Below are 12,284 nucleotides of genomic sequence, written 5' to 3'. Positions count from 1 at the left end.
GATGGCGAGCAAAAAACAAAATTCGATCGATTTGGCCGAACGGATGGCGGTCATTCTGGGGCAATTCAAAAATCTGGACAACAAAGACCCATCCCTGTGGCCCACCGTCCCCAAGATATTTCTTTACCTGGCCGTGATGGCGGCCGTTGCCGTGGCCTCATGGTTCATCTTCTTGAAGGACTACGAGACGGAACTGGAGGAGGCACGCAGCAAGGAAACCGCATTGCGTGACGGGTATCGCCAGAAGCTCGTCAAGGCCGTGAATCTGGATGTCCTGAAAAAGCAAAGGGAACAGATCCAGCAATACGTCATCCAGTTGGAAAAACAACTGCCCAGCAAGGCTGAAATGGCCGCATTGCTCTCCGACATCAATCAGGCCGGCCTGGGCAGGAGCCTGCAGTTTGAACTCTTCAAACCAGGCCAGGTGGTGGCAAAGAATTACTATGCCGAATTGCCCATAGCCATCCGGGTCTCCGGCAAGTACCATGATATTGGCGCGTTCGCCGCCGACATAGCGCATCTTTCCCGCATCGTGACGCTGAACAACATCGCCATCGCGCCGACCGGAGCGCGCGGAGCCAATATGCTGACGCTGGACGCAACGGCGCGCACCTTCAGATATCTGGATCCCGAAGAAGTCCAGGCGCAAAAGAAGGCGGGAGGGGCAAAGTGATGAAGGATTTTCGCATTCCGCTGCTGCTGACGCTGCCGGTGGTGCTGACGGCTTGTTCTCCCGGCGGCGAGGATGAATTGCGCCAATGGATCATCGAGCAGCGCGCCAACACCCGCGCCGGTGTCACACCTTTGAGCGAGCCGAAAAAGTTCATTCCAGAGCTTTATACCCAGGACGGGGTCATGGATCCGTTCGATCCATTGAAACTGACACGGGGCTCGGACGGCGACACCACACATGCGGCGGAAAATGCAGCGCTGCTGGCCCCCGAGCTGGCGCGGCGCAAAGAGCCTTTGGAGGCATTTCCGTTGGACACCATGGCCATGGTTGGCAGCCTGAACAAAACGGGAACTCCGACCGCCTTGCTGCGGGTTGAGAATCTGATTTATCAGGTTCATGTGGGCAATTATCTTGGGCAGAACTATGGGAAAGTCGTCCAGATCACCGAAAACTCGATTCAATTGCGCGAGATAGCACAGGATGCAGCCGGAGATTGGGTAGAACGCATGGCATCGCTCGATCTGCAAGAGGGAAAAAAATGAAACATATCAGTAGCTTGTCCATGAACTTCTGCCGTCCCGCCGCCATCGGCATCACGCTGGCGTTCCTGTCCCTGACCGCGGTGGCACAAGGCGCAATCAGCGCGATTGCCGGTAGCGTGCAGGGTGGGGTCGAAATCCTGAAAATAGACTTCACCGACGCTTTGACGGCGCCGCCCACGGGGTTTACGATACAATCGCCGGCACGCATTGCGCTTGATTTTCCGGGCGTGACCAACGCCTCGGGAAAATCGGCGCACACGGTGAATCTTGGCAATTTGAAATCCATCAACATCGTTCAAGCCAGTGAGCGCTCGCGCGTGGTGCTGAACCTGAAGTCGCCGACATCCTATCATGTGGATGTTCAGGGCAAGACGCTCATCCTGTCATTGGCTCCCGTGGCCGGAGCCGCCCCGGTGGCGGCCGCTCCGGTGGTGCCATTTGCTGAAAATCAAAACAGCGACATATTGCCGCTGAAGGATATCGATTTTCGCCGTGGCACCGATGGTTCCGGCCGGGTGATCGTGACGCTGGCCAACAGCCAGGCCGGCGTCGATCTTCAGCAGCAAGCCAAAGGCATTGCCGTCGAATTCATGCGCACATCGCTGCCCGAAGGCTTGCGCCGGCGGCTGGATGTGACCGATTTCGGCACCCCGGTGCAGACCGTGACCACGACGCAAACCGGCGAGCGCGTCCGCATGCTGATCGAATCCAGCGGCGATTGGGAGCACAGCGCCTATCAGAGTGACAACCAATTCGTGGTGGAGATCCGCCAAAAGAAAATCGATCAGAGCAAGCTCACGCAAGGCCCGGGGTATTCTGGCGAGAAACTTTCGTTGAACTTCCAGAATATCGAAGTCAGGTCGTTGCTGCAGGTGATCGCTGATTTCACGAATTTCAATATCGTGACCTCGGACACCGTGACCGGGTCTTTGACCCTGCGGCTCAAGGACGTGCCTTGGGACCAAGCCCTGCAGATCATCCTCGATGCCAGGGGCTTGGGCATGCGCAAAGCGGGCTCGGTGCTGTGGGTGGCGCCCAAGGACGAAATCGATGCCCGCACCCGAAAGGATTTTGAAGTGGCCCAGGCGATACAGCGGCTCGAACCTTTGAGAACCCAGGCCTATCAACTCAATTACGCCAAGGCTTCCGATATTCTCACCCAACTCAATGCCAGCGGTGGTGCCGGCGGCTCATCCACCCGCTTTCTCTCGGAGCGCGGGAGTGCGATTGCCGAGCCCCGGACCAACCAGTTGTTCGTCACGGATACCGCCAGCAAGCAGGAGGAGGTTCGGCAACTGTTGGCGCGCCTGGATGTCGCAGTCCGTCAGGTGATGATCGAGGCGCGCATCGTCGAAGCCCGTGATTCGTTTGGCCGTTCGCTGGGTGTGCGTCTGGGTTCAACGGATTTGAGTGCGAGCCGGAAGGGAACCGGTGGCTACGGAATCGGTGGCAACAAACGTGTTGCCTATGGCACCTCGTACAGCGATGCGGTCAAGGCCAGTGGTGCAAACGGATCCACTGCTCCCGATACCGGTGGAAATTTCGTCAACCTTCCCGCCAGTCTTTCGAGCGTGAATACGGTCGGCTCCTTTGCGCTTTCGATCTTCAACGCTGCGACGAACAAATTCCTGACGCTGGAGCTGTCGGCGATGGAGGCCGATGGCAAGGGGCGCATCGTGTCGAGCCCGCGCATCATCACGGCGGATCAGACCAAGGCATTGATCGAGCAAGGAACGGAATACCCCTATGCCGTCACCGCCCCCAACGGGGCGACCACGCTGGCTTTCAAGAAAGCGGTGCTGAAACTCGAGGTCTCTCCGCAAATCACCCCGGAAGGCAACATCATTCTGGATCTGGACGTGAGCAAGGACAGCCGTGGTGAAACCACATCCCAAGGTGTTGCCATCGATACCAAGCACATCAAAACACAGATCCTGATCGAGAACGGCGGAACGGTGGTGATTGGCGGCATTTTCGAGATGGAAGAAACGAGCCAGGAAAACAAAATCCCGTTCCTGGGCGATGTCCCGGTGGTCGGCAATCTTTTCAAGAGCAAGACTAAAGAGACGACGAAACGCGAAATGCTGATATTCATCACGCCCAAGGTGATTGCGGACAGCGGTCCGAAGAGGTAATTGCTCCAACTGCACACAGACCATCATGAAAAACATCTTCAAAACCTCGGTGGCAATTTCTGCCGTTTCGCTTGCCGCTTTGCTGCTGATGTCCTGTGGCGGTGCCAATAATGGCGATCCCGTCGGCCCGATTGCCAAACTGAGACTGAAGGCTCCCATTGGCAGTCTCATCGCCTACGCAGGAGGCGGTTGGTCTGACCTCACTGAGGTGCGTGGCGGGACCATGCCTTATGGTGTCTTCAACAACGTTCAGGGCCTGGAAACCTATGTGGATGACGATGGTGTTTTGATGTTCCGTGCCCGTGGCGCAGGAGGGGATGGTGAGATCACCGTTTATGACAGCAGTTTGCCTGTCCAGCAGGTGGTCATCAAGGGGGCTACCAAGGTGATACCGATGACCTGTAGCTCTGGCGTGACGATCAGTCTGGTTCCCAATGAATCCCGGAAGTTCACGATCATGGGGGGGATTGCTCCCTACACGATAAATAACGCGAATGCCGGCGCTGTCACTGCCAGCATTTCCGGCTCCACCGCCACCGTCACCGCCAAGGACCTGACCGCAACCGCCACATCCATTGTCACGGTACTCGATGCCACCGGAGCATCTTGTCCGGCCATCACTGTCACGGTCACTGCCAGTGTGCAAACCTCTCCGCCGCTGACTGTCGACCCGACAGAGATAACCAGCAGTCTTAGGACGACAAGCCGCACGATGATCGTTTCTGGCGGCACGCCTCCCTATACCGTGGTCTCCACCAACCAAGACGTAGCCACGGCGAGCATTGCAGGTTCGACGATCACCGTGAATCTGCATGCTATCGGAAGCGCTAACATTATTGTTACGGACAGCAAAGGTCAGACTATCAAGTCTGCTCCTAAGGTGACGGTAAATACCGACGTGATCGATGTGGAGCCTGATAGCTATGAGATCAATGAGGATAGTACTTCTTCCATCAAATATTTGATCACTGGTGGTAAACCGAACTATACTGCAATGATCAGTTTGGATGACCAAGAATATATCGAGGTACATACCACAAACGCGGCACCCTACACACTCACCGTAACGAAGCGTCGCTGTGTACCAGAGAATAGAACCATACCAATCGATATCTATGATGTCAATTTGCTGAAACAGACGGTGCGTCTGACCATCAAGAACACTATCCGTCCTGGTCAACCAACTAATGATGCTGATGATACTGGTAAAAACTGCAGGACACCGTAACCAACGACGCCAGCATCAGGAGCAGCACGTTAGCACCCATATCCCAATGGCCCATCCCCCCGGATTGGCCATTGCCTCGCACCATGGCCCGCCCGCCCGATCTTTCATTCCCGATGCACTCCGTCGATATCGATCTGGGTGATCGCAGTTACAGCATTCTGATTGGATCGGGGTTTCTTCCGGATGGAATAGCGCGCCTGGCGGATATTCGGGCGACCAGTGCCGTGGTGGTCACCAATGCGACGCTGGCACGCCTTTATCTGAAGGGGTGGAGCGGTTTCTTGGCGACGGTTTATCCACGGGTCCATGTGGTGGAGCTGCCGGATGGCGAGGAGTACAAGAATTGGGATTCCTTGAACCGCATCTTCAGTGCCTTGCTGGAATGGGGCTGTGACCGCAAGACGGTGTTGTTTGCGCTGGGCGGCGGGGTCATCGGTGATTTGACCGGTTTTGCGGCGGCAAGCTATATGCGCGGCATTGCGTTCGTGCAGATTCCCACCACTTTGCTGGCCCAGGTCGATTCGTCGGTGGGTGGAAAAACCGGGATCAACCATCCGCTCGGCAAGAACATGATCGGAGCGTTCCACCAGCCCCGCCTCGTCATCTGTGATCTGGATACGCTGGATACCTTGCCGAAAAGGGAACTGAGCGCCGGTTTGGCCGAGGTCATCAAATACGGCCCGATTGCCGACATGGCGCTGCTCGACTGGCTGGAAGGCTCTCTGGATGCGGTGCTGGCCAAAGACCGCCGGGCGCTGGCGCATGTCGTGCAGCGTAGCTGCCAGATCAAGGCGGCAGTGGTGGGATGCGATGAGAAGGAAACCGGCTTGCGCGCGGTTTTGAACTTCGGCCACACCTTTGGCCATGCCATCGAGGCGGGCATGGGCTACGGTGTCTGGCTGCACGGCGAGGCGGTGGCCGCAGGCATGGTCATGGCCGCCGAGCTTTCGCACCGGCTGGGCATGGTGGATGCGCGGTTTGTGCAGCGGCTGACGAGCATCATCGGGCGCGCCGGCTTGCCGACCCGAGGCCCCATCGTCGATGCAGCGGATAATGCAGGTCGTTATCTGGCGCTGATGCACGTCGATAAAAAGGCGCAAGCCGGAGAGATTCATTTCGTGCTGATCGACGGCCCGGGCCGGGCCGTGTCGCGCCCGGCGCCCGACGCTCTGGTGCGGCAGGTGATTGACGCCTGCTGCGGCTGATGCCAGGCCCTGCCACCCGTTGCCGTCGCGCGGCGCCTCGGGTGGTCAGCGCGCCGATGCCGGTGTTTGCCGTGCCTGCGCAACGGCGCTGGCAGCGATAATCGATCCACCGTTGCCATCAGCGCCTGCGCCCGGTGGCCTCGTTCCGCCCAGCGCCAACCATTGCCAACCACCGCCAATCGACCTGACCACCATGGGTGAAAAATTTCCTTTCCGGGCACGCAATCCTGACAACACCAGGCAACTGATTTTGGACGCGGCCCGCATCGAATTCGCCAAGGCCGGCCTGTCCGGTGCCCGGGTGGACAAGATCGCCGAGACCTCGGGAGTCAACAAGCGGATGATCTACCATTATTTCGGCGGCAAGGAGTTGTTGTTTGCTGCGGTCGTGGAGGCTGCCTACATGGATATCCGCAGCCAGGAGCAGGCGCTCGGTCTCGATGGGCTTGCGCCTTCCGAGGCCATGCGCCTGCTGCTCGATTTCACCTGGAAATACCATTTGCAAAACCCGGCGTTCATCACGCTGGTCAATAGCGAGAACCTGCACCAGGCCAGGCACATCGAGGGCAACCGGCAACTGCGCAAGCTCCAGAAAGCCTATGTCGGCATGGTCGAAGGCATTTTGCAGCGCGGCGTGGCCAGCGGTGAGTTTCGTCAGGGGATCGATGCGGTGCAGCTTTGCATCAGCATTGCGGCCGTCAGTTTTTACTATCTGAACAATCGGTACACGGGCCGTGTGCTGTTTGGCTTCGATTTCATGAACAAGAATGCGCTGCTGGCGCGCCGCCAGTTCAACACGCAGACCATCATGCGCATGGTGGCCGCGCGGCCTGATTGAGCCAGCCCGCCGCGCGCCCGGCGCCTTGGCATTGCGCGTTGGGCGCCAACGAGGCCAAAACCTGCTGCCGATCGATGGCGGGCCGCGCTTTCGGGGTTTGCGTTTTTCCGGTGCCGGGACCGGTGGCGCCTGGCCTGGCTTGGCTTGACAGCAAGCGCCGGCCGCTCCCCCGGGTCGATCGCATCACAGGTTTGACGCCAGCAGCCGCGCCAGCGCCGGCTGCTCCATGCCCCGGCGCTCGGCCATGGCTTGCAGTTGGTCTTGGCCGATCGTGCCGACGCTGAAGTATCGGCTGTCGGGGTGGGCCAGGTAGAAGCCGCTGACGCTCGCTGCGGGCGTCATGGCCAGGCTCCCGGTCAGGCCCATGCCGATGTCTGCGCATTGCAGCACGCGAAACATCGCTGCCTTGGCGCTGTGGTCCGGGCAGGCGGGGTAGCCGGGGGCGGGGCGGATGCCACGGTATTTTTCCGCGATCAATTCGGCAGGGCTGAGCCGCTCGTCGGGCGCGTAGCCCCACAGGTCGGTGCGCACGCGCTGGTGCAGGCATTCGGCAAAGGCTTCGGCCAGGCGGTCGGCCAGGCTTTTGAACAGGATGGCGCTGTAATCGTCGAGCGCGGCGATGAAGTCCTGCTCCTTTTTCTCGATCCCCAGGCCCGCCGTCACGGCAAACAGGCCGGCGTAGTCGGCGATGCCGCTGTCCTTGGGCGCGACGAAATCCGACAGGCAGCGGCTCGGGCGCATGACGCCATCGATGACATGCTTTTGCGTCTGCTGGCGCAGGCCGTACCAGGTCATCGCGCACCGGGTGCGGGTGTCGTCGGTGTAGAACTCGATGTCCTCGCCGACGCTGTTGGCCGGCAGCAGGGCCACCACGCCGCTGGCCGTGAGCCAGCGGCCGGCGATGATTTTCTTGAGCATGGCCTGGCCGTCGGCGAATACGCGGCTGGCTGCCGCGCCCACCACGGCGTCGGTCAGGATGGCGGGGTACGGGCCGGCCAGGTCCCAGGTCTGGAAGAACGGGCCCCAGTCGATGTACTTTTCCAACCCGGCCAGGTCGAAGTTCTTGAACACGCGCCGACCCATGGCGCGCGGCGCGGCGGGTTGGCAGGCAGACCAGTCGATGGGGGTCTTGTTCGCGCGAGCCTTGGCCAGGGGCCACAGCGGCAGCGGTTTTTTGCTGGCGTGCAGGCGGCGCACTTTGTCGTAGTCGGCGTTGAGTTCCTGCAGGTAGCTGCCCAGCGCCTGGCCCAGCAGGTTTTGCGCCACGCCCACGCTGCGCGAGGCGTCGGGCACGTAGACCACGGGGCCTTCGTAGTGCGGCGCGATCTTGACGGCGGTGTGCACGCGGCTGGTGGTGGCGCCGCCGATCAGCAGCGGGATTTTGCGCAGCCGGAAATGCTCGTCTTTCTGCATCTGGCCGGCCACGTATTGCATTTCTTCCAGGCTCGGGGTGATCAGGCCGGACAGGCCCACGATGTCGGCCCCCTCGGCTTTGGCGCGGGCCAGAATCTCGTGGCAGGGCACCATCACGCCCATGTTCACCACATCGAAGTTGTTGCACTGCAAGACCACGGTGACGATGTTCTTGCCGATGTCATGCACGTCGCCCTTGACGGTGGCGATGACGATCTTGCCCTTGCTGCGCACGTCGCGCCCGGCCAGTTCGTCCTGGCGCTTTTCTTCTTCGATGTAGGGGATCAGGTGCGCCACGGCCAGTTTCATCACGCGCGCGCTCTTGACCACCTGCGGCAGGAACATCTTGCCCGCGCCAAACAGGTCGCCGACGATGTTCATGCCGTCCATCAGCGGGCCTTCGATCACATGCAGCGGGCGACCGCCCCGGGCCAGAATCTGCTGATAAGCCTCCTCGGTGTCCCGGGTGATGAAGTCGGTAATGCCGTGCACCAGCGCGTGACCCAAGCGCTCGCCGACGGTCTTGGGGGCTTCGGGCGTGCCGCGCCATTCGAGCTTGCGGCTGTCGTCCCTGGCGCTGCTCCTGGCGCTTTCGGCGATTTCGACCAGGCGCTCGCCAGCATCGGCCCGGCGGTTCAGGATCACGTCCTCCACGCGCTCGCGCAGCGCAGGCTCGAGGTCGTCGTACACACCCACCATGCCGGCGTTGACGATGCCCATGTCCATGCCGGCCGCGATGGCGTGGTACAGGAACACGGTGTGGATGGCCTCGCGCACCGGGTCGTTGCCACGGAAGCTGAACGAGACGTTGGACACACCGCCCGACACCTTGGCGCCGGGCAGGTTCTGCTTGATCCAGCGGGTGGCCTCGATGAAGTCGACCGCGTAGTTGTCGTGCTCCTCGATGCCGGTGGCCACGGCGAAGATGTTGGGGTCGAAGATGATGTCCTCGGGCGGGAAGTCGATCTCGTCCACCAGGATGCGGTAGGCGCGCTCGCAGATCGCGATCTTGCGCCCGCAGGTGTCGGCCTGGCCCTGCTCGTCGAAGGCCATCACCACGGCGGCGGCGCCATAGCGGCGCACCAGTCCCGCCTGGCGCTTGAACTGCGCCAGGCCCTCTTTCATGCTGATGGAGTTGACGATGCCCTTGCCCTGTATGCAGCGCAGGCCGGCTTCGATCACCTCCCACTTGGAGCTGTCGATCATGATCGGCACGCGGGCGATGTCCGGCTCGGACGCGATCAGTTGCAGAAAGCGCACCATCGCGGCCTTGCTGTCGAGCATGGCCTCGTCCATGTTGATGTCGATGATCTGGGCGCCGTTGTCCACCTGCTGGCGCGCCACGGCCAGGGCCTGCTCGTACTGGCCGTTCAGGATCATGCGCGCAAACGCCTTGGAGCCGGTGACGTTGGTGCGCTCGCCGATGTTGACGAACAGCGAGTCCGGGCCAATGGACACCGGCTCCAGGCCGGACAGCTTCATCGGGGGCAGCGAAATGGCAGACATGGGACGGAAAGCTGTGCAGTGGCAACCGGAAAAACAGGCGGGCGTCGTTGCGCTCGGGCGTGCAGCCGCAAGCCCGCCGCTGGCCCATTCCTGATGCCTCGATGCGGGCTGGGGCCTGTCGCTGCAACGCGCCTTGGGCGAGGGCGGATTCTAAAGGGGCGCCGCCCTGCCGGCGCTACGGCGGCGGCGGCGCCAGCTCCAACTGCCGCATGATGCAGTCGACCAGCGTGCCCACCGCAGCCTGCCCGGTCTGGATCACGCACCGGGCGGTTGCGCGGTACAGCGGGTCGCGCTCGGCGTACAACTGGCGCAGCCGCCGTAGCGGGTCGTCCGTTTGCAGCAGCGGACGGGTCTGGTCGTGCTTGACGCGCTGGTAGAGGTCTTCGGGCATGGCCCACAGGTACAGCACATGCCCGAACTGGCGCAGCACGGCGCGGTTTGGCGCGCGCAGCACGGCGCCGCCGCCGGTGGCCAGCACCAGGCCGCCGGGCTGGCGCGCCACCTCGGCCAGCCCCTGCGACTCCAGGTCGCGAAAGCGCTCTTCGCCTTGCGCTTCGAAGTAGCTGCGGATGCTGCTGCCGATGGCCTGTTCGAGCCATTGGTCCAGATCGATGAACGGCACCCCGACCCGGTCGGCCAGCCGCTGGCCAACGGTGGATTTGCCCGCGCCGGGCATGCCGACCAGTGCACAGCGAATCTGCATGGGTGTCCTGCCTCTCCTGCCTCTTGTGGCCTGTGGTGACGCGACGCCGAGTGTAAGGCCGCGCGCGAACGTGCCGGCGCGCCCGAAACTTGGCGGCGGGTAATGGGCTGGATGAATGGGCTGGATGTATGCAGGGCTGTGCGAGCGCGACAGGCCGCAGGCCGGGGCGGCGCCGATAATGCGCCCCTGTGCGGATTGCCCGATCGTTTCGTCCGCTTGTTTTTGCCCCTTCTTCCCGGCGGCCCCGCCACGGCGCCCATCGACCTGTGACTCCACCGACCCCCGCCATCGTGACCCAACAGGCCGTCAGCCCCCTGCCGCGCTGGGCGCTGCTGCTGCTGTGCAGCGCCTATGTGGTGCCCGGCTTCGTCGGGCGCGAGCCATGGAAGAGCGCCGATATCACGGCCTTTGGCTACATGCTGGCGTTGGCCCGGGGGCAGACCCCGTGGTTCGGCCCGCTGCTGGGGGGGATGCCCCCCGAATCCGAGAGTCTGCTGCCTTACTGGCTCGGGGCCTGGGCGCTGCAACTGGCGCCGCCGTGGCTATCGGCCGAACTGGCGGCGCGCATTCCTTTTGCCGCCCTGCTGCTCGTCACGCTGCTGGCCACCTGGTACGGCACGTACTACCTGGCCCGCAGCCCGGGCGCCCAGCCCGTGGCGTTTGCCTTTGGCGGCGAGGCCAACCCGCCCGACTATGCGCGCGCGATGGCCGACGGGGCGCTGCTGGCCTTGATTGCCTGTCTGGGCCTGGCGCAGTTGTCGCATGAGATGAGCAGCCATCTGGCGCAGTTGGGCTGCGTGGCGCTGCTTTTTTTTGCGCTCGCCGCAATGCCGCACCGCAGGTGGGCGTCGGCCCTGGCCCTGGTCTTGGGCATGTTCGGGCTGACGCTGTCCGGCGCGCCGGCGCTGGCCGCGCTGCTGGGTGTGGGCAGCATGGTGCTGGTGCTCCATGCCCCCGGCGATCAGAGCGGCCGCAGACTGCGCTGGGTCTTGGCCCTGGCGGCCGTCACGCTGGCGGCGGCCTTGCTGGCCTGGGGTCTGCATTGCTGGCGCTGGCGGATCGTGTCCGCCGATGCCGTCGGCAAGGAATGGCAGAGCCTGGCCCGGCTGCTGCTGTGGTTTGGCTGGCCCGCATGGCCGTTGGCGCTGTGGACTGTCTGGCGCTGGCGCCGGCAGATCCTCAGCCGCCAGGGGCACCGGCATTTGCTGCTGCCGCTGTGGTTTTGCGCGCTGTCGCTCGCCGCCGCCATCACCACCCGGCCCGCAGACCGGGCCTTGCTGCCGGGTTTGCCGGCGCTGGCCGCTCTGGCGGCCTTTGCCCTGCCGACGCTGCGCCGCAGCGTGGGGGCGTTGATCGACTGGTTCACGCTGCTGTTTTTCAGCGCCTCGGCGCTGGCGATCTGGGTGATCTGGATTGCCATGCAGACCGGATTTCCGGCCAAACCGGCGGCCAATGTGGCCAAACTGGCGCCCGACTTCGTGCCGCAGTTCTCGGCCTTGGCGCTGGCGCCGGCGCTGGCCGCGACGGCGCTGTGGTGCCTTTTGGTCTGGTGGCGCGCCGCCCGCGACCGCGCCCCGATCTGGAAGAGCCTGGTGCTGCCCGCCAGCGGCGCCACGCTCGGCTGGCTGCTGCTGATGACGCTGTGGCTGCCCCTGCTCGACCATGCGCGCAGCTATGGCCCGCAGGTGCGCAGCGTGGTGGCGGCGCTCGGGCCTGCGCCGGGCTGCATCGAAACGCTGGGGCTGCATCGGGGCCAGGTCGCGGCCTTGCAGTACCACGGCCGATTGGCGCTGCAACCGGCCGGCGGGGCCGATGCTTGCCAATGGCTGCTGGCCGATGGCGCGGCCTGGCCCGTTTCCGGGCGCATGGTCGATGCGGGGCTCTGGGAGTTCGAGGCCATCCTGCCCCGCCCTACGGACAACAACGACCATCTGCTGCTGTTTCACCGCCTGGCTGCGGCGCGCGGGACGGATGGGCCGCGCGGGTCGGAGGGGGCGGACGAGCCGGATGGGCCGGATGGGCCGCCGCGCGGACGATAGCG

The 12,284-nt window shown here is 62.9% G+C and carries 9 protein-coding genes; 7 read left to right on the top strand and 2 right to left on the bottom strand.

Going from position 1 to position 12,284, the window contains the following annotated elements; all coding sequences use genetic code 11:
- Position 1 precedes the first annotated feature (1 nt).
- From VEIS_RS00105 to VEIS_RS00080, 6 genes are all read left to right on the top strand, one after another.
- A complete protein-coding gene (locus VEIS_RS00105; RefSeq protein ID WP_011807832.1) occupies positions 2–673 on the top strand; it encodes a type IV pilus inner membrane component PilO in 672 nt (223 codons plus the stop codon).
- Positions 673–1,215 carry a pilus assembly protein PilP gene (locus VEIS_RS00100; protein ID WP_011807831.1) on the top strand — a complete coding sequence of 181 codons (543 nt, stop codon included), beginning with the start codon at positions 673–675 and terminating at the stop codon, positions 1,213–1,215. Before VEIS_RS00105 ends, VEIS_RS00100 begins: the two co-directional genes overlap by 1 nt.
- On the top strand, positions 1,212–3,350 hold the full coding sequence (gene pilQ, locus VEIS_RS00095) for a type IV pilus secretin PilQ (RefSeq protein WP_011807830.1): 2,139 nt from the start codon (positions 1,212–1,214) through the stop codon (positions 3,348–3,350). The genes VEIS_RS00100 and pilQ overlap by 4 nt, the downstream gene beginning before the upstream one ends.
- Before the next feature lie 25 nt (positions 3,351–3,375).
- Positions 3,376–4,578: a hypothetical protein gene (locus VEIS_RS00090; RefSeq protein WP_011807829.1), complete on the top strand. Its 1,203-nt coding sequence runs from the start codon at positions 3,376–3,378 to the stop codon at positions 4,576–4,578.
- 83 nt (positions 4,579–4,661) lie between these two features.
- A complete protein-coding gene (gene aroB / locus VEIS_RS00085; RefSeq protein ID WP_011807828.1) occupies positions 4,662–5,783 on the top strand; it encodes a 3-dehydroquinate synthase in 1,122 nt (373 codons plus the stop codon).
- Between the two features lie 193 nt (positions 5,784–5,976).
- The gene (locus VEIS_RS00080; RefSeq protein WP_011807827.1) at positions 5,977–6,621 is read left to right on the top strand and encodes a TetR/AcrR family transcriptional regulator; all 645 of its coding nucleotides are present in this window, start codon (positions 5,977–5,979) and stop codon (positions 6,619–6,621) included.
- Between the two features lie 183 nt (positions 6,622–6,804).
- On the opposite strand, the gene metH is transcribed toward VEIS_RS00080, so the two are convergent.
- Together metH and VEIS_RS00070 are read right to left on the bottom strand one after the other, a co-directional pair.
- Positions 6,805–9,540 (bottom strand): methionine synthase, encoded by a 2,736-nt coding sequence (metH, locus tag VEIS_RS00075; RefSeq protein WP_011807826.1) that lies wholly within the window; start codon positions 9,538–9,540, stop codon positions 6,805–6,807.
- 175 nt (positions 9,541–9,715) lie between these two features.
- Positions 9,716–10,243, bottom strand: a complete 528-nt coding sequence (locus VEIS_RS00070; RefSeq protein WP_011807825.1) for a shikimate kinase — start codon at positions 10,241–10,243, stop codon at positions 9,716–9,718.
- Positions 10,244–10,509: 266 nt separating this feature from the next.
- Between VEIS_RS00070 and VEIS_RS00065 the strand changes: the two genes are divergently transcribed.
- Positions 10,510–12,282, top strand: a complete 1,773-nt coding sequence (locus tag VEIS_RS00065; protein ID WP_232287801.1) for a hypothetical protein — start codon at positions 10,510–10,512, stop codon at positions 12,280–12,282.
- Positions 12,283–12,284 lie beyond the last annotated feature (2 nt).

Origin of the sequence: Verminephrobacter eiseniae EF01-2 (assembly GCF_000015565.1) — a bacterium.
In the GTDB taxonomy this organism is placed as follows: domain Bacteria; phylum Pseudomonadota; class Gammaproteobacteria; order Burkholderiales; family Burkholderiaceae_C; genus Acidovorax; species Acidovorax eiseniae.
The sequence above is the reverse complement of the archived record's forward strand: the minus strand, read 5'-3'. Positions and strand labels throughout refer to the sequence as shown.